General features: G+C 45.5%; 27 protein-coding genes and 1 tRNA gene. 25 read left to right on the top strand and 3 right to left on the bottom strand.

Features of this window, described 5'->3' with window-relative positions; genetic code table 11:
* The first annotated feature begins 112 nt into the window (after positions 1 to 112).
* The 8 genes from AAH944_RS08995 to AAH944_RS08960 all read left to right on the top strand — a co-directional run bounded on the left by AAH944_RS08995 (position 113) and on the right by AAH944_RS08960 (position 6,819).
* Entirely contained in the window at positions 113 to 694 is a 582-nt protein-coding gene (locus AAH944_RS08995) for a nucleoside recognition domain-containing protein (protein WP_415534481.1), read from the top strand.
* Positions 691 to 1,230, top strand: coding sequence for a spore maturation protein (locus tag AAH944_RS08990; protein WP_368294296.1), 540 nt, complete (start codon positions 691 to 693; stop codon positions 1,228 to 1,230). Before AAH944_RS08995 ends, AAH944_RS08990 begins: the two co-directional genes overlap by 4 nt.
* A 67-nt stretch (positions 1,231 to 1,297) precedes the next feature.
* Positions 1,298 to 2,056 carry a pseudouridine synthase gene (locus tag AAH944_RS08985; RefSeq protein WP_015043067.1) on the top strand — a complete coding sequence of 253 codons (759 nt, stop codon included), beginning with the start codon at positions 1,298 to 1,300 and terminating at the stop codon, positions 2,054 to 2,056.
* Positions 2,057 to 2,126: 70 nt separating this feature from the next.
* Entirely contained in the window at positions 2,127 to 2,834 is a 708-nt protein-coding gene (locus tag AAH944_RS08980; RefSeq protein ID WP_415534478.1) for a FadR/GntR family transcriptional regulator, read from the top strand.
* Between the two features lie 2 nt (positions 2,835 to 2,836).
* Positions 2,837 to 3,871, top strand: coding sequence for a 4Fe-4S dicluster domain-containing protein (locus tag AAH944_RS08975; RefSeq protein WP_415534476.1), 1,035 nt, complete (start codon positions 2,837 to 2,839; stop codon positions 3,869 to 3,871).
* A gap of 126 nt (positions 3,872 to 3,997) precedes the next feature.
* The gene (locus AAH944_RS08970; protein ID WP_415534474.1) at positions 3,998 to 5,245 is read left to right on the top strand and encodes an NAD(P)/FAD-dependent oxidoreductase; all 1,248 of its coding nucleotides are present in this window, start codon (positions 3,998 to 4,000) and stop codon (positions 5,243 to 5,245) included.
* Between the two features lie 550 nt (positions 5,246 to 5,795).
* A complete protein-coding gene (locus AAH944_RS08965; protein ID WP_415534472.1) occupies positions 5,796 to 6,218 on the top strand; it encodes a hypothetical protein in 423 nt (140 codons plus the stop codon).
* A 181-nt stretch (positions 6,219 to 6,399) separates the two neighbouring features.
* Positions 6,400 to 6,819, top strand: coding sequence for a HutP family protein (locus tag AAH944_RS08960; protein ID WP_415534470.1), 420 nt, complete (start codon positions 6,400 to 6,402; stop codon positions 6,817 to 6,819).
* Positions 6,820 to 6,976: 157 nt separating this feature from the next.
* Here the strand turns inward: AAH944_RS08960 and AAH944_RS08955 are convergent, their stop codons facing one another.
* Positions 6,977 to 7,156 (bottom strand): hypothetical protein, encoded by a 180-nt coding sequence (locus AAH944_RS08955; protein WP_015043061.1) that lies wholly within the window; start codon positions 7,154 to 7,156, stop codon positions 6,977 to 6,979.
* A 111-nt stretch (positions 7,157 to 7,267) separates the two neighbouring features.
* Between AAH944_RS08955 and AAH944_RS08950 the strand changes: the two genes are divergently transcribed.
* From AAH944_RS08950 to AAH944_RS08910, 9 genes are all read left to right on the top strand, one after another.
* Positions 7,268 to 7,930 carry a lysostaphin resistance A-like protein gene (locus tag AAH944_RS08950; RefSeq protein WP_415534468.1) on the top strand — a complete coding sequence of 221 codons (663 nt, stop codon included), beginning with the start codon at positions 7,268 to 7,270 and terminating at the stop codon, positions 7,928 to 7,930.
* A gap of 106 nt (positions 7,931 to 8,036) precedes the next feature.
* Entirely contained in the window at positions 8,037 to 8,714 is a 678-nt protein-coding gene (gene cmk / locus AAH944_RS08945; RefSeq protein WP_415534466.1) for a (d)CMP kinase, read from the top strand.
* Positions 8,715 to 8,718: 4 nt separating this feature from the next.
* Positions 8,719 to 9,300 (top strand): lysophospholipid acyltransferase family protein, encoded by a 582-nt coding sequence (locus AAH944_RS08940; RefSeq protein ID WP_068884472.1) that lies wholly within the window; start codon positions 8,719 to 8,721, stop codon positions 9,298 to 9,300.
* Between the two features lie 88 nt (positions 9,301 to 9,388).
* Positions 9,389 to 11,428 (top strand): bifunctional 4-hydroxy-3-methylbut-2-enyl diphosphate reductase/30S ribosomal protein S1, encoded by a 2,040-nt coding sequence (locus AAH944_RS08935; RefSeq protein WP_415534464.1) that lies wholly within the window; start codon positions 9,389 to 9,391, stop codon positions 11,426 to 11,428.
* Positions 11,429 to 11,516: 88 nt separating this feature from the next.
* Complete coding sequence (locus AAH944_RS08930) at positions 11,517 to 12,635, top strand: FtsW/RodA/SpoVE family cell cycle protein (protein ID WP_415534462.1); 1,119 nt, start codon at positions 11,517 to 11,519, stop codon at positions 12,633 to 12,635.
* Between the two features lie 148 nt (positions 12,636 to 12,783).
* A complete protein-coding gene (locus tag AAH944_RS08925; RefSeq protein WP_415534460.1) occupies positions 12,784 to 14,112 on the top strand; it encodes a DUF512 domain-containing protein in 1,329 nt (442 codons plus the stop codon).
* A complete protein-coding gene (der, locus tag AAH944_RS08920) occupies positions 14,105 to 15,436 on the top strand; it encodes a ribosome biogenesis GTPase Der (RefSeq protein WP_415534458.1) in 1,332 nt (443 codons plus the stop codon). The genes AAH944_RS08925 and der overlap by 8 nt, the downstream gene beginning before the upstream one ends.
* A gap of 36 nt (positions 15,437 to 15,472) precedes the next feature.
* Positions 15,473 to 16,066 (top strand): glycerol-3-phosphate 1-O-acyltransferase PlsY, encoded by a 594-nt coding sequence (gene plsY / locus AAH944_RS08915; protein WP_415534456.1) that lies wholly within the window; start codon positions 15,473 to 15,475, stop codon positions 16,064 to 16,066.
* A 7-nt stretch (positions 16,067 to 16,073) separates the two neighbouring features.
* Complete coding sequence (locus AAH944_RS08910; RefSeq protein WP_415534454.1) at positions 16,074 to 17,084, top strand: NAD(P)H-dependent glycerol-3-phosphate dehydrogenase; 1,011 nt, start codon at positions 16,074 to 16,076, stop codon at positions 17,082 to 17,084.
* 115 nt (positions 17,085 to 17,199) lie between these two features.
* Here the strand turns inward: AAH944_RS08910 and AAH944_RS08905 are convergent, their stop codons facing one another.
* Entirely contained in the window at positions 17,200 to 17,379 is a 180-nt protein-coding gene (locus tag AAH944_RS08905; protein ID WP_415534452.1) for a hypothetical protein, read from the bottom strand.
* A 252-nt stretch (positions 17,380 to 17,631) separates the two neighbouring features.
* Here AAH944_RS08905 and spoIVA point away from each other — a divergent pair, with 252 nt between their 5' ends.
* The 3 genes from spoIVA (at position 17,632) to AAH944_RS08890 (ending at position 19,886) form a co-directional block, all read left to right on the top strand.
* Positions 17,632 to 19,113 carry a stage IV sporulation protein A gene (gene spoIVA / locus AAH944_RS08900; protein WP_415534450.1) on the top strand — a complete coding sequence of 494 codons (1,482 nt, stop codon included), beginning with the start codon at positions 17,632 to 17,634 and terminating at the stop codon, positions 19,111 to 19,113.
* A gap of 155 nt (positions 19,114 to 19,268) precedes the next feature.
* Positions 19,269 to 19,715 (top strand): ACT domain-containing protein, encoded by a 447-nt coding sequence (locus tag AAH944_RS08895; RefSeq protein ID WP_415534448.1) that lies wholly within the window; start codon positions 19,269 to 19,271, stop codon positions 19,713 to 19,715.
* Positions 19,716 to 19,809: 94 nt separating this feature from the next.
* Positions 19,810 to 19,886: transfer RNA gene (locus AAH944_RS08890), tRNA-Pro, on the top strand.
* A 230-nt stretch (positions 19,887 to 20,116) separates the two neighbouring features.
* Here the strand turns inward: AAH944_RS08890 and AAH944_RS08885 are convergent.
* Positions 20,117 to 20,263 carry a DUF3102 domain-containing protein gene (locus AAH944_RS08885; protein WP_415534446.1) on the bottom strand — a complete coding sequence of 49 codons (147 nt, stop codon included), beginning with the start codon at positions 20,261 to 20,263 and terminating at the stop codon, positions 20,117 to 20,119.
* A gap of 212 nt (positions 20,264 to 20,475) precedes the next feature.
* On the opposite strand from AAH944_RS08885, the gene AAH944_RS08880 reads away from it, so the two are divergent.
* The 5 genes from AAH944_RS08880 (at position 20,476) to AAH944_RS08860 (ending at position 25,684) form a co-directional block, all read left to right on the top strand.
* Positions 20,476 to 20,607, top strand: coding sequence for a hypothetical protein (locus AAH944_RS08880; protein WP_015043047.1), 132 nt, complete (start codon positions 20,476 to 20,478; stop codon positions 20,605 to 20,607).
* A 211-nt stretch (positions 20,608 to 20,818) separates the two neighbouring features.
* Positions 20,819 to 21,148: a toprim domain-containing protein gene (locus tag AAH944_RS08875; protein WP_415534444.1), complete on the top strand. Its 330-nt coding sequence runs from the start codon at positions 20,819 to 20,821 to the stop codon at positions 21,146 to 21,148.
* A 394-nt stretch (positions 21,149 to 21,542) separates the two neighbouring features.
* On the top strand, positions 21,543 to 22,331 hold the full coding sequence (locus AAH944_RS08870) for an electron transfer flavoprotein subunit beta/FixA family protein (RefSeq protein ID WP_415534442.1): 789 nt from the start codon (positions 21,543 to 21,545) through the stop codon (positions 22,329 to 22,331).
* A 14-nt stretch (positions 22,332 to 22,345) separates the two neighbouring features.
* Complete coding sequence (locus AAH944_RS08865; RefSeq protein WP_415534440.1) at positions 22,346 to 23,542, top strand: FAD-binding protein; 1,197 nt, start codon at positions 22,346 to 22,348, stop codon at positions 23,540 to 23,542.
* Positions 23,543 to 23,611: 69 nt separating this feature from the next.
* Positions 23,612 to 25,684: a heterodisulfide reductase-related iron-sulfur binding cluster gene (locus AAH944_RS08860; RefSeq protein WP_415534438.1), complete on the top strand. Its 2,073-nt coding sequence runs from the start codon at positions 23,612 to 23,614 to the stop codon at positions 25,682 to 25,684.
* Positions 25,685 to 25,686 lie beyond the last annotated feature (2 nt).

Genomic DNA, 25,686 nt, shown 5'->3' with positions numbered 1-25,686 from the left:
GTATATATGCCGGGAAACAGCATGTCCCTGATATCGTCGGGATATTTTTGAAATTGTCTATTCTTCTATTCCCCCTGCTGAAAACATACATTTTAAGCAGGGGGTTTCTGTTATGGTCAATTTGATCTGGCTGGTTATGCTGATCTGCGGCATTATTGTCGCTGCCCTGAATGGAAATATCGATCAGGTCACTGCGTCGGCCCTTCAGGCTTCTGAACTCGGGGTAGAAGTGGCAATCGAGTTAATGGGTGTCATGAGCCTGTGGCTGGGTATCATGCATATTGCCGAAAAAGCAGGACTCATCCGGCACCTGGCCAGAATAAGTGCCCCGGTGGTCAGAAAACTTTTTCCGTCGCTCAGGGTGGATAGTCCTGCCTTCGGCCCAATTGTCATGAATCTCTGTGCGAATATCCTCGGTCTGGGTAATGCTGCTACGCCGTTTGGCCTGAAGGCCATGCAGGAGTTACAGAAAGAAAACCCGGATCAGGAAACAGCCAGTCCCGCGATGATTACGTTTCTGGCGCTGAATACGTCCTGTATTACGATTATTCCGGCCACAATCATTGCTGTCAGAATGAAAGCCGGATCGGCCAATCCAGTCGAGATCATTGGGACGACAGTTTTTGCTACAGGGTGTGCCATGGCCTCAGCCATCATTGCAGATGTTCTTTTTAGAAAGAGGAACGGATTATGACCATCATCTCTGAGCTTGCCAGATGGGCTATTCCGTTTATTTTATTTTTTGTGCCGCTTTATGGTTACCTCCATAAAGTTCCTGTATATGAGACATTTGTTGAGGGGGCGGAGAATGGCTTTAAAACCGCCGTAAAAATTATTCCGTTTTTAATTGGAATGCTGGTGTCTATTAAAGTGTTTGTGGATTCTGGCGCCCTGGATCTGTTAATAAACCTTCTTCGACCTCTTTTTTTAGCTATGGACTGGAATCCAGACCTGTTAGGCATTATTCCTTTGGCCGTAATGCGGCCGCTGAGCGGTTCAGGGGCCCTTGGGGTTGCAACTGAACTGATCCATCAATACGGACCTGATTCGTTTATCGGCCGGCTTGCTTCCACGCTCCAAGGAAGCACAGATACCACCTTTTTTGTGCTTGCCGTCTATTTTGGCTCAGTCGGCATCAAAAAACACAGATATGCTTTAAAAGTCGGACTGCTCGCTGATGCAGTCGGACTGATTGCTTCAATCTGGATCGTCAGCAGGGTCTTTGGCTAAGGGTTTGCTTTCTGCAGTTTTTTTGCTAAAATCAATTGAGAGATGTTTCGTTAATGGTGGTTTTTTGATGGATTGTTCCGGAGATCAATCTGAACGTTTGCAAAAAGCGATGGCTCGTTTGGGCGTCGCTTCTCGGCGTCATGCCGAAATTCTGATCAGTCAGGGACTTGTAAAAGTGAATGGACAGACCGTAACGCAGCCGGGTTTTAAGGTAACGCCTGAGGATGTCATCGAAGTCAACGCTAAGACGTATTCTTCAGGACCAAGCGAAGACCTGGTCTACGTCATGCTTTATAAACCTGCGGGTGTTATTACAAGTGTTACGGATCCCCATCAAAGGAAAACGGTCATTGATTTACTTGGCCAGAATATTAAAGAAAGAGTCTATCCGGTCGGCAGACTGGATTATGACACTTCAGGACTTCTGCTTCTGACCAATGACGGGGAACTTACATTTCGACTGACGCATCCAAGTTTTGGCGTGGAAAAAGTATACCGGGCCTCAGTCGCCGGTAATATTTCTGATCAGGCAATCAGGACGCTTGAGTCGGGTGTACACCTCGAAGATGGTATGACTTCTCCTGCGAAAATTAAGAAGCTTTCCCGTGATAAAAGCGGCAACCAGACCGAAATTGAGCTTGCCATTCACGAAGGAAAGAACAGGCAGGTCAGGAGAATGCTTGAGCAGGTCGGATACCCCGTTTTTCGCTTGCGCAGAATCTGTTTTGGCCCGCTCCAGCTGGACCCAAAAATGACGGCAGGAGAATACCGACTGTTAACGACTTCTGAAGTCAATGCTTTGAAGGAAGCAGTAAGTATACGGTGATTATTTTATATCATTTGTAGGTAATAGGTAATCAATGCGAAATAAATATTGATAATTGCGGGGAGAAAGCATGAATCTGAAACCAGCAAAAACGAAAAGAATCTACGAAGAGATAGTTGATCAAATCAGTACGCTGGTTGCTGAAGGACAAATCAAAGCAGGTGATAAGCTTCCTTCCGAACGGGATCTAGCGGAGAGGCTGCAGGTCAGCAGGGCGTCTGTCCGGGAAGCGCTCAGTGCTTTGGAAATTATGGGTTTGCTGGAAATCCGAAGCGGAGAAGGAACCTTTATCAAACATAATAATATCGAGTCTGTTATTGCTCCTTTGCCATGGGTGCTTTCTCTGGAGAAAGATACCATTTTTGAACTGATGGAGATAAGAAAAATCCTGGAGACCCAGGCTGCCGCACTGGCAGCGGAAAGGGCTGAATATCAGGATCTTTCCGCAATGAGGGGTTCTCTTATTGAGATCAGAAAGGGTCAGAATACGGGCCGGCAGGGCTATCCCTGTGACCGGGATTTTCATGATGCTATAGCTAAAGGAACGAAGAATAAGATGCTGATCCGCATGCTCCATGTGATTTCAGATATCATGCACCAGACATTGAAGACGAATTGGGCAGATACTTTTGAAAAAGAGAGCATGTCGGAACTTCTTTATCAGGAACATAAGGAAATATATCAGGCGATTGAAGCAAAATTACCTGAAGAAGCGCATGCCGGAATGCTTCGTCATCTCGAAAGAATTGAAAATGAATTTCGCAAAGGATACGAATAATTATGAAGAAATACAATCAAATGCTGTATCATCCCGACAACTGTCTGAACAAGAAGAAGCCCTATCCCCGGGAATGCAGGCTTTGTATTGAAGCCTGTCCGCATAAGTCCATCGGTGATAAGAAAGAGATTTCGATAGAAAGCTGTACGGAATGCGGTGTCTGTATGGCCGTTTGCCCCTCTGACGGTTTTGTGGACAGAGACATGAAAAACCTCGGAGAGTACCTTTTGGAAAACGGAAATTGCGTATTAAATTGTCCAATGGCTGCGCCTGCCGGTTATGAAATTGCCTGCCTCGGGATGCTGGACAGGGATGCCTGGACAGTTTTAATGCTTTTGGCTGAATCCAAACAGGTCAGAATCCTTACAGGGGACTGTTCCAAATGCCAGGATAAACAGGCTGCAGCGGCCAGCCAGCGCTTCTATCTGGAGGTCAGCCAACAATGGACGGATCATCCCGGCTTAAAGCTGGAGATTCTCCCTGCTGAAGAAGGCGCAGAGAAATCAGATTATGGTCCCGGACGTTTTGCTCGTGACCGGTCGAAAAAAGGGTTGAAAAACAGGTTGCGCGAATTTGGCAAAGATAGAATCAAGGCAGCATTTCCGGCTATTGAAGCAGAAGAATCCTATACCATTCCGAGAACCCGTCAATGGCTGGCAGAGGCACTGAAACAGAAACCAAATATAAAGGTGCCTTTTCAGGCAATTGGATATACTGACCAGTGCAACGGATGCGGCGTTTGTACCAAAATATGTCCGCAGCAGGCGCTCACACTAAAACAGAAAGAAAACAAGATGCTTCTGGTTTACGAGCCGCTCCAGTGCGTTCAATGCGGTCACTGTGTGGACATCTGCGGTTCCCGGGCTCTGAGCTTTGCATATCGAATGTTTCCACTCAAGTTTCTGGCCGGTAAGGTTATTGTCGGAGAAGCGCATCCCTATTATTGCCGGGAGTGCGGCAAGCAGATCTTCATCGATACGGATTCAGGCCTATGTGCTGCTTGTGCAGCGCATTCCACGAATATTGAAGGCAGGTAAACAGCCATGCTATGCATCCTACGCCATTTGAAGTTGTCTAGATATTACGGAGACTAATCTCTAAAGTTATTTTAGAAAGTGTTGTTGGTTTGCGATCAACATATTGGAAAGCAGGGAAGATGGATTGTGGCTAAAAAGGTTGTTGTAATAGGCGGTGGGGCTGCAGGCATGATAGCAGCGGGCCAGGCTGCTTTCGTTGGAGCAGAGGTGGTACTCCTTGAAAAAATGACGAGACTCGGCAGTAAGATTGCGATCTCCGGTAAAGGTCGGTGCAATCTTACCAATGCGGGGGATATCAGTAATTTTGTAAGTTTTTATCCCGGAAACGGAAAATTTCTATACGCTTCCTTAAAAGAGTTCGGCAATGAGGCGTTGATTCATTTTTTTCAAGACTATGGTGTCGAAACAAAAGTAGAAAGAGGTGGAAGAGTGTTTCCGACAGCCGACGATTCGGAGGTAATCGTTAAGGCTTTAAAGAAGTATCTGGAACGAGCATGCGTAAAAATTAGGCTTAACCAGGCTGTCAAAAAAGTCATGATCGAAGATGGGAAAGTAACCGGTGTTCAGCTGGCTGTCTCCGATGAAGTGCTTCCGGCAGATGCTGTGATCGTTGCCACGGGAGGAGCATCCTACCCTGGAACAGGATCAACCGGGGACGGATATACGCTGGCTGAAAAAGCAGGACATCGGATCATTAAGCCGCTGCCTGCGCTTGTTCCGCTCAAAACCCTTGAAAAATGGCCGAAAGAGCTTCAAGGATTGACGCTGAAGAATACGGCTGCCTCAATCTGGATCGACGGGAAAAAGCAGGGAGAAGAATTTGGGGAGATGCTGTTTACGCATTTTGGTTTATCCGGTCCGATTATTCTAACCTTAAGCAGGATTGCTTCCAAGGCTTTGGACCAAAAACAGAAGGTTGAGCTGAAAATAAACCTAAAGCCCGCCCTTACTTCTGAGCAGATAGATTTAAGGCTGCAGAGGGATTTTCTGAAGTATGGCAACAAGCAGTTTAAGAACGCTCTGGACGATCTTCTTCCGCAGAGTATGATTCCTGTGATGGTCGCTTTGTCGGAGATTGACCCAGAGAAGGTCGTTAATAAAGTTACTAAAGAAGAAAGGAAGAGACTCTGCCGATTATTTCAGGAGCTGGTACTTCATATAACGGCGACGCTCGGTATGGCGACAGCAATTGTTACCTCCGGGGGCGTTGATGCCAAGCAAATCAATCCAACTACGATGGAATCCCGTCTGGTCAAAGGGTTGTATTTTGCCGGAGAAGTCATCGATATCGACGGCGTAACCGGTGGCTACAATCTCCAGGCCGCATTCTCAACCGGCTATAAAGCCGGAAAAGCGACGGCCAGGATGAGCTAATGGCGAATGAGCCATGTTAGGGTAGGTCGGTGGGCCACAATACCGCTTTTCGGCTATTGCGCCCTCCATGGCGCGTCGCTCCTTGCCATCCATGGCATCGCGACATTAGGCCATCCATGGCCGTCAAAAAGCCGCGCTCCGCATCGTGCTCCGCTCACAGCGGAACTGTGGCCCACCGACTGATAAATAGGTCATTTTAGTAAGTATGAATGCAAGAAAAAGTATAATTTGACTGATATTCTAAGAATGCTAACTGAAAAATAGCTCCAGAGATTTGTCTCCGTAATATATAGACAGCGCCGAGCGGAGCAAGGATGCGCAGCGCGGCAGATAGCGCCATGGAGGGCGCTATCTGCCGAAAGCGGCTATATATTACGGAGACCGACCTAGATAGAATAATAATGTTCAAACTACCGATAATTAGTCTGTGGCCTTCAGACTTACCCTAATAAATTGGATCTGACGACGGTATGCAAATTCCTGGCGGCGCATACATATTACTGAGGTGAGTCAGATGCGCTCCAGGAGATTTTCTTTTTCGCGCCAAAAAGTGTCAAGGTTTCAGGGCTTTGAGAAAACAGCCATCAGGATTATGGCAGTTTGTACAGTATTGTTAGGGCTGTATCAGCTGAAAGCATTTACCGATCCCGTCGAGTTCTATCTGAAATTTTCCGGAGAAATAGATGCCCCGGCCTTTAAATACAGCGAAAATGCAAACAGCGGCTCGATCAGTCTCTCCTTTGAGATAACTCCTGACAGTGTGGTAATGGTTAGACAGAATGACCGGGATATCGGAGCCATAGAAAATGGAAAAAGCATCACCGTTGAACCGGGAACTGTTGTTCTGGATGCAACCGGCATTCCTTATCCGATCACTGTCAATGTGATTCTGAATAGTAAAACATATTCGATCGAACTTAACGGGGATGTCAAAAGTTTTGATGTGAAGTTAAAATCTGCGGAGGCCAGCTGATAAGCCCGCCGTAAGTCCGCTATAAGTCCGCTATAAGTCCTCAAGATAAGCTTTGCTAATCTCCGGAAATTCATGTAATATAATGAAAGTAGGTGTTGTTTTTTTCTGACATCGCCTCTTTTTTTAGTGTAATTGATTTGTTAGCGTCATGAAGAACGTTTGCCTAGAAGGAGGATTGGCTATGGTACCGGATAGTAAGACGGTTGCTCTGGCTGCTTTAAGAATGGCAATGAGTGAAACCAGAGAAGAGGAAAGTGCGCTTAAACAGAAATTTTTAGCGGATAACATCAAGACAGTTGCCGTAGATTACGGCGGAGATTATCTTGCTTCAATTAAAAAGCTTGTCGAAAGGGCGATTGTTGCTTCGAAACGTGAAGGGGTAATCCACGATTCCCATGGCGACGAAGGGGCCGTCGCGGGCGCGACACGTGAGGCTTTAAGCCAGATTATGCCGAAAGCAACGGGGCTGAATATCGGAGGAAAAATTGGGATTGCCCACCGCGGTGATCATCTCAGCGTGGCCGTGTTTTTTGGGGTAGGGCTGCTGCATTTGGATGAAGTAGCCGTAGGCCTTGGACACAGGGTTGCCCCACGAAGCTGAAAATATAGAAAACTTGGTTGTGGCCAATCCTTTTGGCAACAGCCAAGTTGCACTTAGATATATCAGGAAGGAACGTATTCTTTCTGATAGAATAAAAAAGGCTCCGGTTAAGGAGCAGAGCGTCAGCGAATAAAGATAAGAGGCGATGATCGCTGATTCAGATTTCGCTTTCGTGTGCTGCGAACATATCATCATTCGAATCTTTTTGCCAAAACTTCTGAATGTGTTTTTCGATTTTTTTGCCATATCTTTTATAAGTACAACCCAGCAAAAATCCCCCCACCATGGCAGAACCCATGAACAGCAAGCTATGATCCGATTTTTTGGAATAAAGCATCCTAACAGCCTCCTTCCGCTGTATATATTTCTGTGTAATTCATTTGAATTTATTATGTATAGATCTGAAAAAAATAATCTAGGATAATTTATGTAATTGCAGGGGATGAATATGAAGTTGAATTTTAAGGCCTTAGCTTATTTTGTGATCGGTGTGGCAGTTGTTTTTTTACTGATGCCATTCGTCAGTTATTCTATCTATCAGTTCTTTCCTGAAATCAAAACGGCCTATTATCTTTCCATGATTACTTCGAATACCCTGTTTGTTATTTTGATTATGCTGATTATGTTCAAAAATAGGCTTTCCCTGAATGACCTGGGCTGGAGAAGGACCAGTTTTGCTTCCGCCCTTATTGATGTATTCAAAATCTGTTTTTTGGTTTGGCTGATTAATATGATCTATATGGCATTTCTGTATTATTCAGGCCAGACAACGGCAGAAAATGAACTGGTAAAGCTCCTGCAGGACCCGACAATTTCCATGTTCATTGCGAACATTTTTCTGATCGCCGTTATTGTTCCTTTTATTGAGGAAACGCTGTTCCGGGGAGTGCTGCTCGGCTGTTTGCGGAATTATTTCGGCAAATGGACGGCGATTGTAATCAGTGCCTGCATTTTTTCCGCCCTGCATTTTGATTTGACCGGCTTCATTCCGAAGCTGGTTCTCGGAATCGGACTTGGTTTTTTATATACCAAACATGATTCGATTTATCCGGCAATCGGGCTTCATGCGCTGAATAACTTACTGGCGGTTATCGGGGTCTCAGTATCTTAAACCGTAAAGTGAATTGTAAGCGATCATTTTGCTGTGGTATAATTTTGGCAGATGCGAGCTTCGAAACAGCGCGCAAGATTAAGATTTCTTTGATTGGAGCATCGTTTTGGAACATTTTCGTGAAAATCATTTGCAGGTGGCGATTGACGGTCCTGCCGGGGCAGGAAAAAGTACCATTGCGAGAATCGTTGCCGACAAACTTGGCTTGTATTATCTTGATACAGGTGCGATGTATCGAACTGTAGCTTATAAAGCCCTTGCTTCAGGAATTTCCCTTCAGGATGAAAAGGCAGTAACAGGTCTGGCCCGGATCATTGACATCAGACTAAGCCATAATGACCGTCAAGCCGTATTCTGCGACGGGGAAGATGTTACCTCTAAGATCCGGGATGTTGAGGTAAGCAGGGCAGTATCGCTGATTGCATCTTATCCCGGGGTTCGTAACCGGCTGGTTGAACTACAGCGTCAGGAAGCACTGAAGGGCAATATCGTGATGGATGGCAGGGATATCGGTACATACGTCCTGCCGGATGCCGGAATTAAGATTTTTTTGACGGCTTCGACTTCTGAACGCGCACGTCGGAGATACCTTGAGAATATCAAAGAGGGTAAGGAGGTATCTTTGGAAGAAATACGCTTGGATATTGAAAAACGAGATGCAGTAGATTCCCAGAGAAAATTTGCACCGCTGAAACCAGCTAAGGACGCGGTGATCCTCGATACGACAGGTTTAACGATTGATGAAGTTGTTGCCAAGATCATTAGAATTATCAGGGAGGGTTAAAGTGATGCTGTATTCATTGGCAAAGGGAATCATGACCCTTGTTCTGAAGGTCAAAGGCTGCAGGATAACAGGCCTGGAAAATTTTCCTGCAGAAGGACCTGTGATTATAGCCTGCAATCATATTAGCCTCTGGGATCCGATTATTGTTGGCTGTTCGATGCCAAGACAGGTATATTTCATGGCGAAAGAGGAGCTTTTCTCGATACCATTGTTAGGGCAGATTCTGCACGGACTTGGTACTTTCCCGGTTAAACGCGGGAAGGGCGATATCGGGGCATTCCGAAAATCGGTCAGGCTGTTAAAAGAAGGAAAAGTTCTGGGGATATTTCCGGAAGGTACCCGCTCCAAAACCGGTGACATTCAGGAAGCCATGGCAGGGATCGTTTTGATTGTAAACAAAAGCCATGCCCCGATTCTGCCGGTCAAGGTATATGGAGCCAGAGGATTATTAACCCAAAAAAGGGGTAAGATAGGGATAATTATCGGTAAGCCATTTTATGCCGATAACCTTGAAATCCCTGAAAAGACTGAAAATAGCAGGGAATGGCTTGCCAATAAAATCATGGATGTTGTGAATGAAATGTAAAAATCATAAAAGGTTAACAAGGTACTAGGAGGAATTTTGTTTTTCTCAGCGAAATAGACGTGATAGGCATAAAAGGAGGGCAGTTTTGTTGACGATTCAGCGAGCGGCAAAAGCAGGTTTCTGTTTTGGAGTCAAACGGGCGATTGAATTGGCTGAAAAAGCTGCCGGCACCGGGTTGACTGCATCTTTGGGACCGCTCATTCATAACCAGCAAGTTGTTGATTATTTGGCTGAGAAAGGATTGGAAGTCATTCACTCTGTTGATGAGGCTAAAATGGGTCAACAGCTTGTAATCAGGTCGCATGGCGTTCCCCCGGAAACGTACGAGGAAGCAAAGGAACGTGGAATTACCATTATTGATGCAACGTGTCCTTATGTTCAAAAAGCGCAAAGAATGGCCGCAAGCTCATCAGCAAACAGTTTTGTCATTGTTGTGGGTGACAAAAGCCATCCGGAAGTTAAAGGGATCCTAGGATGGGCAGGAAGTAATGCCCTCGCCATAGAGACGCTGGCCGAGGCTGAAGATTTGCCGTACTACCCGAGAATTACAGTCCTGGCCCAAACAACACAGCAAAAAAGTCATTTTTTTACGGTTGTTGAAGAATTAAAAAAACATACTGGGGAGCTGATCGTCCAGAATACAATCTGCGCGGCAACTGAAGAACGTCAGGCCTCAGCCAGAGAATTGGCTGAAAAAGTGGATCTGATGATTGTCGTGGGGGGCTTGAGCAGTTCCAACACACGAAAACTGGGATCGATCTGCAGTGGGAAAACGAAAACATACTGTATCGAAACAGCTGAAGAATTACTGGAGATCTGGTTTACGGATGCTAAAATTACCGGCTTGACAGCAGGAGCTTCCACACCGGATTGGATTATCGAGGAGGTTTACAAGAAAATGTCGGAGTTTATGGAAAAAACACAGATCCAAGAGGCTGAGGAAAGCGTTGTTAAGACGGTTAGTGATGAAGAGAACATGATGGAAAATTTTGATAAGGGACTACCCAAACTTTATCGGGGCGCGATTGTCAAAGGGACCGTCGTAAAAATAACAGGCGATGAGGTATTCGTGGATATTGCCTGGAAATCGGAGGGCATGATTCCTTTCGAGGAGCTTTCCGCTACCAAGGTTTCGAATATTAATGATCTCGTTAAAATTGGTGACACGATTTCCGTAATGGTCATGCGTGTTGAAAACCAGGAAGGCTACCCTGTTTTATCCCGTAAACGGGCCAATGAGGTTGAAGCGAAGGAACAGTTGGCCCATCTGGCCGAATCAAAAGAAGAAGTTCAGGCAGTCGTTACGGAAGCAGTCAAAGGCGGACTTCTGGTCGACCTCGGAATGAGAGGCTTTGTGCCTGCTTCTCAGGTTGAGACCGGCTTCGTAGACAATCTTGAAAAATATATCGGGAAAACACTTCGTTTAAGAGTCATCGAGTACGATGAATACAAGAAGAAACTGGTTCTTTCCCAAAAGGTTATTTTAGCTGAAGAGCAGGAAGGTAAAAAAGAAAAGCTTCTGGAGACGCTTAAAGAAGGCGATATCGTAAAGGGAACAGTCCGCCGCCTGGCCGATTTTGGTGCGTTTGTTGATCTTGGCGGTATTGACGGGCTGCTGCACATCTCGGATATGGCTTTCTCCAGAGTAAAACACCCGTCGGAGATCGTGAATGTCGATGATGAAGTTGAAGTTCAGATCTTAGCGATTGATACCCAAAAAGGCAGGATTTCCCTCGGGTTAAAACAGCTTAAAACGAATCCGTGGTCTGCTGCTGCTGAAAAATATGCCATGGGATCCATCGTACACGGCAAAGTCGTCAGAATCGCACCTTTCGGTGCTTTCGTAGAACTGGAGGATGGGATCGATGCGCTGGTGCATATTTCCCAGCTGGCTGACCACAGGGTCATGAAAGTACAGGATGTCGTACAGGTTGGCCAGGAGATCACAGCCAAAGTCATCGATTTTAAACCGGAAGATAAAAAAATAAGCTTGAGTATCCGGGAACTGCTTACGGAAGCCAGTGAAGCCAGTGCCCGTCAGGATTTGGAGAACCAACCGGAAATACCTGAAGTTACGATTGGCGAGAAAATTGGCAATATCCCGGATACAGACGTGGACACACTTTAATAAAATTAATGCATCAAATGGCTTCTTGCTTTGATTGGCAGGAAGTCATTTCACTTCAGACGGAATTAATGCAACAGGAGGTCAAAAGATGGCTGTTCAGAAGATAAAAACAAAAAAACCTGACTTTATTCTGTTATTTTCTGCAGTCATCATTTTGGCAGTTGGTCTGATTATGGTTTTAAGTGCTAGCTCCTCTTTTTCCTATGAGAATACCAATAATTCTTATTATTTATTTTTTAAGCAGCTGCGCTGGGTAAGCCTTGGAATAGTGGCAGCCGGGGCGGCGGTTTTTATTCCTTTAAAGTTCTTCCGGAAGATTTCCGGGCTGAGTATTCTCGTCAGTGTCATCCTGCTCCTGTTGGTCGAATTCAGCAATATGTCTATTACTACGAAAGGATCGGCTCGCTGGCTGGATATTTTCGGGATGTCCGTACAACCATCGGAGATTGCGAAACTGGCCATCGTTTTTTTCTTCGCCTATATTCTTAACCGCTATCCGATAAAGAAGTTTACGGATATCTTCCTGCCGGTTGGTGTGCTCGCGGTCATTTTCTTGCTGGTTTATAAACAGCCCGACCTTGGAACCGCGATTGTCATCCTGGCAGCAGGCGGGTTTATGCTTTTGATGACTGAGCTTCCAACAGGTTATTTTCTGGCTGCGATACCTCTAATTGGCATCCCCGGATTCTACCTGGTCAAAGGTGAAGAGTATCAGTGGAACAGAATTTTAGGCTGGCTGCATCCATGGGAATATGCAACGACCTTCGGCTACCAGCAGATTAATGCCCAGATAGCCTTCGGATCGGGCGGACTGCTTGGGATAGGTATCGGGAGAAGCAATGAAGGGCTCGGGTTTTTACCTGAAAATTATACGGATACCATTTTTGCCGTGATCGGACAAGAATTTGGTTTCTTCGGGACTTCGCTTATGCTCTTGTGTTTTATCGTACTCATTGGACGGGGCTATGCCATATCCCGGCAATGTCAGGATGGATTCGGACGGATGCTCGGATTTGGGATCACAACGATCCTGGGCATCCAAACCGTGATTAATCTTTGTGTTGTGACCGGCCTTTTTCCGGTAACCGGGATCACGCTTCCTCTCGTATCCTATGGAGGAAGCTCCCTGCTTGTAACCATGTTTGAAATAGGTATTTTATTGAATATTTCGCGCTTCCGACAGGATAAGCTGTTGCGAAGCAGCTAACAGACGAATCATAAGGTTATTTATGTTTCAATTCGATTGGGCAGTTATTTGGAAAATGGTTTACTAGTACCTTTATAATAGCCATTATAGTATAATAAAAAGGTTAACCAAGTGCTAAAGCGTTTTACGTTGGAAAAGGATGGGGAAAATGCCCAATGGGTTGAAGGTATCTGCTGTCATGAAAAACAGTATTGCTGCTGAGATGGAAATCGAACCCGGAGATGAGATTCTCCAGGTGGATCAGCACAATATTCAGGATATTTTGGATTTGCAGTATTGGACCGCTGAGGAAGAATTTGCATTAATCATCCAGAAGAAGAATCATGAGATCTGGGAACTGGAGATTGTCAAGGAACCGGAGGAACCGCTTGGTATCGAAGTCAGCAGCGTAGGCCGGGACGGACTAATGAAGTGCCGGAATAACTGTGTTTTCTGCTTTGTCCGGCAGATGCCTCCCGGGATGAGATCATCGCTGTACGATCTGGATGACGATTATCGGATGTCGGTGAATCAGGGGAGCTATATCACTCTGTCCAACCTGAAGGAGAAGGATTTTCAGAGAATCATCAACATGCATCTAAGTCCTTTGTATATCTCCGTTCATGCATGGAATCCCGTCGTCAGGGAGAAACTGATGAGAAACAGGCAGGCCGGGAAGCTGGCGGAGCAAATAAAAAGGCTTGCTGAAGCTGGTCTTGTTCTTCATACGCAGATCGTTCTGGTTCCTGATTACAATGACCGGGAGATCTTGCAGGAAACCGTGGAGAACCTTGCGGCCTTTTTCCCACAGGTCCAGTCCATTGGGATTGTTCCGGTCGGCTTAACAAAGTACAGGGATGGATTGCCTGAACTTCGGACTGTAACGCCGGAGGAGGCCAAGGAAGTCCTGGATATCGGCATAGAATGGCAGCAGAAATACCGAAAACGGACCGGCCTAAACCTTGTTTATTTTTCTGATGAATTTTATATGCTTGCAGGCAGAGATCTTCCGTCATATCCAGAATATGATGACTTTCCGCAGCTGGAAAACGGCATCGGCATGGCCCGAAAGTTTCAGGAAGAAATCCGGATGTGCGCCGGTGATCTGCCGGAGCAGATTCTGGAAAGGAAAATACACCTGGTAACCGGAGTATCGGCAGCGGCCTATTTCCGAGACAGGATCGCGGAGCTGCCTACAGTTCAGGGTGTACATATTACCGTTCATGAGATTGGCAACCGTTTTTTTGGACCTGCGGTGACTGTAGCAGGGCTGCTCACGGCTCAGGACATCGCAGCGCAACTGGGTGACCTGCAGGGAGAATATTTCTTACTGTCGCGTGTGATGCTGAGAGCCGGTGAAGAAGTATTCCTTGACGGATATGATGTCCGGTGGCTGACCGAACAGGTCAATGGTATAGCGGTAGTTGTGGAGAATGATGGTCAATCTTTTATAGAAGGACTTTTTGGGATAACGATTGGAGGTTCGGAAAATGAGTAAACCTGTGGTAGCAATTGTTGGGCGTCCGAATGTCGGGAAATCGACGCTATTTAACAGAATCGTCGGTGGCTTGGTAGCCATCGTTGAAAATACCCCCGGGGTAACAAGGGACCGGTTATATTTTGATGCTGAATGGCTTGGCAAAAAATTTACGCTAATTGATACCGGCGGTATAGAATTTAAAGATGAAACGACACCGCTTTCATCGAAGATGAAACAGCAGGCCGAAATCGCAGTCGATGAAGCTGATGTCATCATGTTTCTTGTCGATGCCAAATCCGGGATTACGCCGGATGATCAGCAGATCGCCAGATACCTGCGGAAATCGAGCAAACCGGTATTGCTGGTCGCGAATAAAGTAGAAAAATTTACCCGGTTTGAGGCAGAGGCCCATGAATTTCTGCCGCTGGGTTTCGGTGATCCGATTCCAGTTTCGGCCGTTCACGGCATGAATACCGGGGATCTTCTCGATACGCTTGTTTCGGTCCTGCCGGAAGATGCCGCGGCCGACTATGACCCAGATGTGATCAAAATCGCCGTGATTGGCAGACCGAATGTCGGCAAATCATCGATTGTCAATATGCTGCTCGGGGAGGAACGGGTCATTGTCAGTGACATACCCGGAACGACCAGGGATGCAATCGATACCCCATTTACGTATGAAGAAAGAAATTATGTATTAATCGATACGGCCGGCATCAGGCGCAAGAAAAAAATCTCCGAAGTTACGGAGAACTACAGTGTGGTGCGTTCTTTCCGGGCTGTGGACAGGTCGGATGTCGTACTGATGGTGATTAATGCCATCGAAGGCGTAACAGACCAGGACAAGAAAATTGTCGGCTATGCACATGAAGCAGGAAAAGGTCTCATCCTTGTGATCAATAAATGGGATCTTGTGATCAAAGATGAGAAAACTATCAATAAATATGAAAAAGATATCCGGGAAGAACTGGCTTTTGTCCTTTATGCACCCACGCAGTTCGTTTCGGCCAAGACAGGCCAAAGAATCAATAAAATTATGGATCTGGTGGAATTTGTTGCAGAGCAGACCAGCAGACGTATCTCGACCAGCACCTTAAACAACCTGCTCCGGGAATGGGTGCATCTGAATCCGCCGCCATCGGATAAAGGCGTACGGCTAAAGATTTTATATGCAACGCAAAGCAGTGTTCAGCCCCCGACCTTTATATTCTTTGTGAATGATCCGGAGCTTGTTCACTTTTCGTATAAGCGCTATCTGGAAAATCAGCTGCGTAAGAACTTTGGCTTTGAAGGTTCGCCAATCAGAATGATCATGCGAAAAAGAGACGAAGAAAAACCATAATCTGCAAGTAAGAGAAATGAAGGAGAAAGTGTCATTATGTTTGCGTATCTGATTTTTTTGCTTGCTTATCTTCTGGGCGCCCTACCATCTGCTTTTTTGGCAGGCAAGATCAAAAATATAGATGTCCGGAAGCATGGAAGCGGCAATATGGGAGCAACAAACACCTTCCGCGTTCTGGGTCCATTGTGGGGAATCGGCGTACTGGCTGCGGATGCGCTTAAAGGCGGCCTTGCAGCTTACCTTTGCTGGCTGCTCCTCGGCCCTTGGGGCGGCATTGCCGGCGGTCTGCTTGCGATGCTCGGACATAGCTTTAATCCGTATTTTGGCTTTAAGCGAACCGGTAAAGGTGCTGCCTGTGGTTTGGGTGTCATTGTTGTCCTGGTGCCGAAGGTAACGATTGTTGCCCTGGTGGTTTTTATTCTGGTTGTGCTCGTAAGCAGGTACGTTTCGTTGGGATCAATTCTAGCCGCAGTTACCGTGGTTATCATGGCTTTTGTTTTTCAGGAGCCGCTCGCTTATAAAGTACTGGCCTTGGTAGGCGCATCAACAGTGATTTTCCTGCATCAGTCCAATATTAAAAGAATCCTTAACGGGACTGAAGCTAAGTTTGGTAAAAATAAAGGGGAGTGAAAACAAAGTGAAAAAAATTGCAGTGTTTGGTTCAGGGAGCTGGGGAACAGCAATTTCTCTTCTGCTGGTCAGGGCAGGACATAAGGTCTCCCTTATCGGGATCTTTTCAGATGAAATTGAATTGATGAAAAGGAAAAAAGAGAACATCCAATATCTACCAGGGTGCTTTTTGCCGGACGAGATCACCCCGACGACGGACTTAAAAGAAATCGATGCTGAAGCCGTATTCATCAGCGTACCTTCCCATGCGGTCAGAGAAAGCGCACGTCTGATCAAGCCATACTTAAGACCCGGCTGCATTATCATCAATACGGCCAAAGGACTCGAAGAAAATACGGGCTTAAGGCTTTCCCAGGTACTTGAGGAAGAACTGCCGGGTCATCCGATTGCGGTCTTATCCGGCCCGAGTCATGCGGAGGAAGTCGGCAGAGATGTTGTTACAGCCGTCGCCGTTGCCGCCAAGGATATCAAAGTGGCCGAAGCCGTTCAGGATCTGATCATGACTTCGAAATTCAGAGTGTACACAAATCTTGACATGATCGGCGTTGAGATGGGCGGGTCGCTCAAAAATATTGTTGCGCTCTGTACCGGTATCCTGGATGGGATGAACCCGAAAGACAATACCAAAGCAGCCTTAATGACCAGGGGACTCGCTGAGATGACCCGACTCGGGGTGGCCATGGGCGGTCAGCCTGAGACTTTTTACGGGCTGGCCGGAATAGGAGATCTTATTGTGACTTGCACAAGCCTGCACAGCCGTAACCTGCGGGCAGGAAGGGCACTGGGCACCGGTAAGCCGCTCGATGAAGTCCTGAGGGAAGTCGGCATGGTCGTGGAAGGCGTTCGCGCGACAAAAGTCGCCTTTGAGCTGAGTAAAAAATATGGTATTTCGATGCCGATCACCGAACAGGCCTACAAAGTACTGTTTGAAGGACTTAGTCCGAGCGAAGCACTTGAGAACCTCATGATGAGAGGCAAAAAACATGAAACAGAGGATATGGGGATATTCGGGCGTTAAGTCTTGGGATATAGTCCTGAGATAAGCTTAGCATGCATTTTAGAGTTGACAAGGTACTAGGCTGCTGACAAATTTGTTAGCAGCTTTTTGCTTTGCTTACTTCTTTTAGTTTAATTTAGTTTGCTTTGACGCGCCCTGAGATCCGATGCGGTTCATCCTCCCGGCTGTTCTTCACAATATATATTTCCAATGCCTTGTGACAAAGAAATCCGAGTTTGATACATAATACCAGGAAAAAGATCCCGAGCATAAGCATGATGATGGTTCCAATAATGATTAACAGTGACGAGATCATATTCAGCACACCTCCGTTTTGTTGTGGATACTGTGTTCTTGCCTATATGTATTGCAAATAGCGGAAGATATTCTTGAGTCCTCAGAAAAAATGGATAAATAATTTAGACATAATTTCATTATTTCTTCAATATAAATATAATGCTTGAGGTGCTAGTCCTGTTGTTAAGTGTGAGAAGACAAAACAAGCAAAAAAAGTAGATTTCAGGTCCTTGCTGGAAGGACAGCACACTAAAAGGGAGGGAAAAGATCTATGCAAAACTATGATATTTTCAGCGATATTGCTGAAAGGACAGGAGGGGATATTTATTTCGGTGTTGTCGGTCCCGTCAGGACTGGAAAATCTACATTTATTAAACGTTTCATGGAACTCCTGGTCTTGCCGAACATAGCTAATGTATTTGAGCGGGAAAGAGCACGGGATGAACTTCCGCAAAGCGGTGCGGGCCGCCGAATCACAACGACGGAGCCCAAGTTTATTCCTTCTGAGGCAGTTGAAGTTATTTTGAAGGATACGATTCACATGAATGTCAGAATGGTGGACTGTGTTGGATACGCTGTGAATGGTGCACTTGGTTATGAGGGGGAAGAAGATGAGCCGCGAATGGTCCATACCCCCTGGAATGAGGAACCGATTCCTTTTGAGGAAGCGGCTGAAATAGGTACCCGCAAAGTGATTACCGACCATTCTACCTTGGGCATCGCCATCACGACAGACGGATCGATATCCGAAATTCCAAGAGAAAACTATCTTGAGGCGGAGCAACGGGTCGTTTCTGAACTGAAGGAAATAGGCAAACCATTTATTCTGCTGCTGAATACGACCAAACCCTACGCGGAAAGCACCATGGAGCTATGCCGCGGCCTGGAGCAGGAATACCAGGTACCGGTCATTCCGGTAGACTGCATGGAAATGAACTTAAATGACATTTCTCAGATCCTTGAGGAAATTCTGTATGAGTTCCCTGTTGCCGAAGTCAATATTGAACTTCCCAAGTGGGTTGAAGAACTGGACCTTTCCCATCCTATCCGGGCCGAGTTTGAGAACGTCATTCAAAAGTCGGTTGGGGATATCAAGCGGATCAGGGATATCGATCATGCCCTGGAGATATTGTCTGAATGTCCGCATTCCAAAGACATTATTCTGAAAGAGACCGATCTCGGAACGGGCCATGCCGAAATTGAGATTACCACCGAAAAAGATCTGTTTAAACAAGTCCTGGAACAGCTGACGGGAATTAATATTGAAGGCGATCATACGCTTTTAAGAATGATTTTGGATTATAGCAAAGCCAAAAAAGAATGGGATAAACTCTCGAAAGCTTTTGAAGAAGTCAAAACAAACGGCTACGGTGTTGTCACACCGCAACTGGACGAAATGTTTCTGGAAGAGCCTGAACTGGTCAAATCCGGTGGTCATTTCGGAATCAAGCTTAAAGCAAGCGCACCGTCCCTGCATATTCTGAGGGCGGATGTCACGACGGAAATAACGCCGCTGATCGGGACCGAAAAGCAGGCGGAGGAACTTGTCAGGTATATGTTGGAAGAATTTGAGTCTGATCCGAAGAAGCTATGGGGGTCCAACATTTTTGGCAAGTCCCTGCATGACTTGGTCAGAGAAGGAATTCAGAACAAGCTTTACAAAATGCCGGACAATGTCCAGATCAAACTGCAGGATACGCTGCAGCGTATCGTGAATGAAGGACACGGCGGTCTGATCTGCATCATCATTTAGAGGCGCATGAACAGATTTTTATCTTCGTTTTTTCAAAGAAAGGGAAAGCCCCACATGAGGCTTTCCCTTTCTTTGATTAATCTGGTTGTCAAAACCGTCAGAAAATGATTATAATAGATGAAACAGCATACAAAAAAAGTTGGGAGCTGAATTGTGTGAGCAAACAGAAAAAGGATTTTCTGTTGGTAAGCAAGGGGATTCTTCCTGAGGCGATTACAAAAACAGCTCAGGCTAAAGAACTTTTGGCGAAATTTGATGTGCTGACCGTGAATGAAGCCTGTGAGAGAGTCGAAATAAGCCGGAGCGCATTTTATAAATATAAAGACGGAGTTTTTCCGTTTTATGAAGCAAGTAAAGAAAAGATGATTACGCTATCCTTGCTGCTGATGGACAAAGCAGGGATCTTGTCGAATGTTTTAAACTATGTCGCCTCCGTCTCCGGAAATATCATTACCATCAATCAGGGGATTCCGCTGCAGGGGATTGCTAATGTTTCCATTTCGATCGAAACAGAAAAAATGGAAGAAACTGTGGAAAGCCTGGTGTCAAATCTGGGTGAGCTGGATGGCGTACGTAAAATCGAATTGATTGCTAAAAGTTGAAATGCGCCAATGTGATTTGTTTTTTGCCGAATTTTGCTTGATTTTTTACCCCCGGTATGATAAATTGTATTAGTGTTTCGCAAGGGACGGATGTCGGGGCGTAGCTCAGCTTGGTAGAGCGCTACCTTGGGGTGGTAGAGGCCGCACGTTCAAGTCGTGTCGCTCCGACCAGTAAAATAAAGCCTTTCGGGGCTTTTTTTGTTGCCCGGAAAGGCGAAAATGACCGTGTAGTGTAAGTTTTAGTGCAATTTGAAATTATGCGTTTAAATGGGGTCTTTTTTGGGTGTAGATTTTTTTCTTTTAAACAAGCTGTTTAAACTAATTGCAGCCTGTTTTTTATTTCCGGCATTGTTCGGGTCCTTCTTCCGGGACTCCTGAGGGGATCACCGCCTGGGTGTATGTCAAATTGCGCACTGGTGCGTAATTTGAGTTGCCGTCGGAAGCATCGGGCAGCTTGCTTCCTTAAGCAAGGCCTTGGCCACCGTCAATCGCCTTCCAATCTTGACGGTTGCGGCAAGGTAGATCTTCCCAGTCTGGTATTTGATCATGTTAATTTCATATCCACACTCCTTGGCAATTGGGTTATAATTTACCGGTTATTTGGAAAATAGGAGAAATTATTTCTCGAACATACAGGCTTAGGGCAGACAAGAGGGGAATACATACAATAGCGAGAAGTAAGCATAGTCCGGATGGAGAAAGGGCATGCTATTCAGGAAGCACCTATATTCAAGCAGCAAACGATGAAAGGATAGCCGGCATGGGAAAACATAAAAAGAATGCAAGAGCCAAATCGTCTCTGACGGTAAGTGATCCGCATTTTACAGATTATGATGTTCAAAAGGAACGTAATATCCAACAGACACAAGCCGACAAACCGAGCCATTCCTGAAACGAAGATACTGATCATAATCCGGGGAAACCCGGATTATTTATGTATGTGATTTATTTAGGACATTTTTTTATGATTTCCAATGATTATTATTTATTGATGATATTGATAAATGATTTATAATAAGAGAAACATATAAAGCAGATCAGGAATACCGGATACAGGATAAAGGATATCGGCAAACAAATCTTGGACAAAAAGAAGTGATGAAATGAATAAAGCCATTATTGTTGAAGGGAAGACAGACAGGGAACAGCTGCTGAAGGTACTGGACGAACCTGTTGAAATCATCTGTACGTACGGAACTATTAATCAAACGAACCTTGAAAGGCTCATTGACGAAGAGAAATATGATGAGATTTATGTGTTGGTCGATGCGGACGAGCCGGGAAATAAGCTCAGGCGGAGCATCAAAAATATTTTTCCGAATGCCCGGCATATGTATACCAGAAGAATATACCGAGAGGTGGCATCAACCCCGCTTGAGGAAATATATAATATTTTGAAAAATGCTCACTTTGACGTGAAAGAAATACCTTAAAGAGAAATCCAGCCTTGTAACAAAAAAAGGTAACAAAAAACATTAATAATCCCCAAAAAATATCAAAATTCGCTTGTGTTATTCTTCACTTTCTGATATTATCTTGATAAAGTAGTATATACAAATATATATATTTGTATATATAAATATGTTTCTTGTTTCTTATTAGGTATTTTAAGGGGTTGATCCTTAATAAATTTTCACAATATTTTGAAAAACATTTATTGTGAAAATTTTCACTATTTGTATTAGATACATGCATGGGCTAGAACTACCAACAGAATGTAACTAAGATTCATTATTTGGTCAGAAGAGGGACTCAATCATTATTTTATAAATACTCTCAGTTTTTTTGTATTAATGTAAAAAGCAACGCAAGGAAAGGATGAAGAAAGTGGAAATCGTTGTTTGTATTAAACAAGTACCTGATACTACAGAAGTAAAGATTGATCCGGTTAAAAACACGTTAATCCGTGACGGTGTTCCGAGTATCGTAAATCCGTTTGACGAATATGCGGCTGAAGCTGCTATTAAAATAAAAGAACAATACGGCGGTAAAGTGACCGTCTTAACCATGGGACCGCCACAGGCGGTATCTGCGCTGCGCAAATGTCTGGCAATGGGCGCGGATGAAGCAGTACTGATCAGTGACCGGGCGTTTGCAGGCGCCGATACTTGGGCTACTTCCTATTCGCTGGCCAGAGCCATTGAAAAAATCGGCAAACCGGATATCATCTTCTGCGGAAAAATGGCCATTGACGGAGATACCGCCCAGGTAGGGCCTGGTATTGCCGAGCATTTACATCTTCCCCAAACAACCTATGTTCAAAAAATCAGAGAAGTCCATGAGGATCATCTCGTTGTTGAACGCGCCTTTGAAGGCGGATTTGAAGTGATCAAAGTTCAATTGCCTGCGGTCATCGCAGTCGATAAAGCAATCGGCGAACCAAGGTATCCGAGTGTTAAAGGTTCGATCAAAGCTTCAAGAATGCCGGTATCAACTTGGTCAGCTGCCGATATTGACGCTCCTGCCGAAAAGACCGGACTTAACGGCTCCTGCACCCAGGTTATGCAGATCTTCACGCCTGAAGTTAAAATTCAGAGTGAAATGCTTAAAGGTGAAACAGACGAACAATTATGCAATTTGCTGATTAAGAAGCTGCAGGCTGCCGAAATCATATAAGGAGGAGCAGGAAAATGAGTGTAAAGATCCTAGAAAATCAATGTAATGGCTGCGGCGCTTGTGTTGATAGATGTCCTTTCGGTGCTATAGAGATCGTAGCTGGCATCGCAAAATTAAAGGAAAATTGTACCGGCTGCGGAGCCTGCGGCAAAGCCTGTCCGAACAATGCCATAGAAGTTACCAAAAAAGCCAAAAAAGCTTCTAAAAACAACGATGAATACAAAGGGGTATGGGTCTTTATCGAACAACGCAACGGCAAGATTGACACCGTAGCGCTCGAGCTGCTTAGCGAAGGCCGCAAGTTGGCCAATGAGCTGAAGGTGGAACTGGCCGGCGTGCTTCTTGGTGAAAATGTTGACGAATTGACTAAAGAGTGTTTTGCTTACGGCGCTGAAAAAGTCTATCTGGTAGACGGCCCTGTGTTTAAGGATTATCGTACCGATTCCTATACGGATGCGATTGTTGAAATTATTAATCAATATAAACCGGAGATTCTGCTGTTTGGCGCGACCAATAACGGACGTGATTTTGCAGCACGTATCGCAGTCAGGATTACCACCGGCCTTACGGCGGATTGCACCGCTCTTTCCATTGATCCGGAAACACGGCTTTTAAGACAGAGCCGGCCTGCATTTGGTGGCAATGTTATGGCGACCATTCTTTGCCCGAATCATCGTCCGCAGATGGCCACGGTCCGTCCGAAGGTTATGAAAATGGATGAGCCCGATTACAGCCGGACAGGTGAAGTTATCCGCTGTGAAAGCTCCGTCAAAGAAGCGGATATGACCACCAGGATTTTAGATATTATCCAAAGCATATCTCACACCGTCAATCTGCAGGATGCTGAGATTATTGTTTCCGGCGGCAGAGGCATAGGCGGTCCGGAAAATTACCGTTTGATTGAGGAACTTGCTGAAGCCCTTGGCGGCGTAGCCGGGGCATCTCGTGCAGCAGTTGATGCAGGATGGGTTCCGCATTACCGTCAGGTAGGACAGACTGGAAAAACGGTTTCCCCGAAACTTTATATTGCCTGTGGTATCTCAGGCGCTATTCAGCATCTGGCCGGAATGAATACTTCCGAAATCGTTGTTGCAATTAACAATGATCCCGAAGCTCCCATTTTCAACATCGCGACCTATGGTCTTGTTGGGGATCTTCATCAAATTGTACCCATGCTGACCCAAAAGATCAAAACGTTAAAAAGGGCGTAATAAACAATCTTTAAGGGCATAATGAACGATCTTTAATGATAAGATGATCTGGCTGACGGATAAAATAGGATGAGTAGGAAAAGGAAGGTGTTAAGATTGCTTTCTTTAAAGCTGATTATATTTTTAGTACTGACAGGACTTGCAGTTTATGCGTTTGTTTACGCCTTAAATAAAAAAGTCCGTATTCTGACCTTAGGTGCGAAAGAAAACAGATTTGACAACCCGGGCAAACGTTTAAAGAATTTTATTGTGAACGTTTTATTGCAGGGCAAAATGCTCAGGGAATTTTACGGCTATATTCACTTGTTTATCTTCTGGGGATTCATATTCATTGCCTTAGGAGAGATCCCGTTTATGATCGAAGGACTGTTCCCATCTGTCCATGTTCCATTGCTCGGAACAAGTCCCTACTTCTATCTAATTAAAGACATTCTGTCGACACTCGTATTTGTCGGTTTAATTATCGGTGTGATCAGAAGATGGATCGTCAAGCCTAAACGTCTCTATCGAACACCGGAAGCCGCGATCATCGTGATTCTGATCTTCTTGGTTATAGTCACTGAATGGCTGACCAGTGGAGCCAAAGTTGTCTTAGATGCAAACCCTGCCTATAATCTGGCCTTCATCTATCATTTGTTTGCCGGACTTTACCAGGGCTACAGCGCTGAAACGCTCCGTGTCATCATTGAGATTTGCTGGTGGACCCATGTGCTGATCATTCTCGGGTTCCTGGTCTATATCCCGAACTCCAAGCACATGCATTTGTTGGCCTCGCCGTTCAATGGCTATTTTGCCACGTTGAAACCTGCCGGCGCTCAGATTCCGGCAATGGATCTGCTGGACGAAAAGGTTACGGAGTACGGTGTAGGAAGAATCGAAAACTTTACCTGGAAGCAACTGCTGGACTGCTTCGCGTGCGGAGAATGTGGCCGTTGTATGGATAACTGTCCGGCCAATATCTCCGGCAAACCGCTGAATCCGAAAAAGCTCTTAAGCAGAGAGCTGAAGGATCATCTTTTGAAAAAAGGCGCTGAGATGACCAAGCTGGGCCTTAAATCCACAGCTGATTTAACAGCTGAAGATTTCAGGAAGATTGCCGAGGAGGACCGTGAGTGTGCGGAAATACTTCAAAAGCACCTAATCGGTGATGTCTTTACGCGCGATGAACTCTGGTCCTGTACGACCTGTTCAGCCTGTCAGGCTTTATGCCCGGTATCGAACGAACATGTCAACAAGATCATTGATATGCGTCGGTATGAGGTGATGAATGAAAACAACTATGCACCTGAACTGCAGCTCGCTTTCCGTAATGTTGAAAGCAAATACAATCCGTGGGGTGTCAGCTGGAGCGAGCGTGCCGGCTGGGCCAAAGACCTTGATATTCCAGTCATGAAAACAGCAGAGAATCCGGAGTATCTATTCTGGGTCGGCTGTGCCGGTTCTTTCGACAACCGCGCGAAGAAGGTTTCCGTGGCTACTGCCAAAATTCTTAAGGCTGCCGGCGTCAACTTCGCGATCCTTGGCAGAGAAGAGAAATGCTGCGGTGATTTTGCCCGCCGTGCCGGCAACGAATATCTCTTCCAATTCATGGTCAAAGAAAATGTAGGCATCCTGAATAACTATGGCGTGAAGAAGATTATCACTACCTGTCCGCACTGCTTCAATACCCTGAAAAATGAGTATCCGGAACTTGGCGGCAATTATGAAGTGATTCATCATACCCAGTTCATTAACCAGCTTATCAGAGAAGGCAAGCTGAAACTGAATAAAGACGTTCAGCTGCCGGAACAAAAAATTGTATACCATGACTCCTGTTATCTCGGGCGCTACCAGCAGGAATATGATGCACCGAGAGCACTCTTCAATAGGATTCCAGGGGTTCAGCTCGTCGAGATGGACCGCAACCATGACAAGAGTTTTTGTTGCGGTGCGGGTGGAGCCAGAATGTGGATGGAAGAAAATCTGGGTGACCGTATCAACAACCTAAGAGTAGAACAAGCACTTTCCAAAGATCCTCAAGCCATTGGCGCTAACTGCCCATACTGCATTACGATGCTGGAAGACGGCGTCAAAGATAAGGCTAAGCCTGATCAAAATGTTCACGTTGTCGATCCGGCCGAACTCATTGCAAAAATGATCTAACA

The organism is Dehalobacter sp. CP (assembly GCF_047652685.1).
In the GTDB taxonomy this organism is placed as follows: domain Bacteria; phylum Bacillota; class Desulfitobacteriia; order Desulfitobacteriales; family Syntrophobotulaceae; genus Dehalobacter.
Note: the sequence above shows the minus strand (reverse complement) of the source record. Positions and strands in the feature narration are given on the sequence as shown.

Coding starts and splice junctions, on each gene's coding strand:
- AAH944_RS08930 (WP_415534462.1), top strand. CDS start 11,517: ATGGCTGTTCAGAAGATAAAAACAAAAAAACCTGACTTTATTCTGTTA.
- AAH944_RS08960 (WP_415534470.1), top strand. CDS start 6,400: ATGGTACCGGATAGTAAGACGGTTGCTCTGGCTGCTTTAAGAATGGCA.
- AAH944_RS08980 (WP_415534478.1), top strand. CDS start 2,127: ATGAATCTGAAACCAGCAAAAACGAAAAGAATCTACGAAGAGATAGTT.
- AAH944_RS08975 (WP_415534476.1), top strand. CDS start 2,837: ATGAAGAAATACAATCAAATGCTGTATCATCCCGACAACTGTCTGAAC.
- AAH944_RS08875 (WP_415534444.1), top strand. CDS start 20,819: ATGAATAAAGCCATTATTGTTGAAGGGAAGACAGACAGGGAACAGCTG.
- AAH944_RS08985 (WP_015043067.1), top strand. CDS start 1,298: ATGGATTGTTCCGGAGATCAATCTGAACGTTTGCAAAAAGCGATGGCT.
- plsY (WP_415534456.1), top strand. CDS start 15,473: ATGTTTGCGTATCTGATTTTTTTGCTTGCTTATCTTCTGGGCGCCCTA.
- AAH944_RS08860 (WP_415534438.1), top strand. CDS start 23,612: ATGAGTAGGAAAAGGAAGGTGTTAAGATTGCTTTCTTTAAAGCTGATT.
- spoIVA (WP_415534450.1), top strand. CDS start 17,632: ATGCAAAACTATGATATTTTCAGCGATATTGCTGAAAGGACAGGAGGG.
- AAH944_RS08865 (WP_415534440.1), top strand. CDS start 22,346: ATGAGTGTAAAGATCCTAGAAAATCAATGTAATGGCTGCGGCGCTTGT.
- AAH944_RS08990 (WP_368294296.1), top strand. CDS start 691: ATGACCATCATCTCTGAGCTTGCCAGATGGGCTATTCCGTTTATTTTA.
- der (WP_415534458.1), top strand. CDS start 14,105: ATGAGTAAACCTGTGGTAGCAATTGTTGGGCGTCCGAATGTCGGGAAA.
- AAH944_RS08880 (WP_015043047.1), top strand. CDS start 20,476: ATGGGAAAACATAAAAAGAATGCAAGAGCCAAATCGTCTCTGACGGTA.
- AAH944_RS08995 (WP_415534481.1), top strand. CDS start 113: ATGGTCAATTTGATCTGGCTGGTTATGCTGATCTGCGGCATTATTGTC.
- AAH944_RS08925 (WP_415534460.1), top strand. CDS start 12,784: ATGCCCAATGGGTTGAAGGTATCTGCTGTCATGAAAAACAGTATTGCT.
- AAH944_RS08955 (WP_015043061.1), bottom strand. CDS start 7,156: ATGCTTTATTCCAAAAAATCGGATCATAGCTTGCTGTTCATGGGTTCT.
- AAH944_RS08950 (WP_415534468.1), top strand. CDS start 7,268: ATGAAGTTGAATTTTAAGGCCTTAGCTTATTTTGTGATCGGTGTGGCA.
- AAH944_RS08905 (WP_415534452.1), bottom strand. CDS start 17,379: ATGATCTCGTCACTGTTAATCATTATTGGAACCATCATCATGCTTATG.
- AAH944_RS08940 (WP_068884472.1), top strand. CDS start 8,719: ATGCTGTATTCATTGGCAAAGGGAATCATGACCCTTGTTCTGAAGGTC.
- AAH944_RS08885 (WP_415534446.1), bottom strand. CDS start 20,263: ATGATCAAATACCAGACTGGGAAGATCTACCTTGCCGCAACCGTCAAG.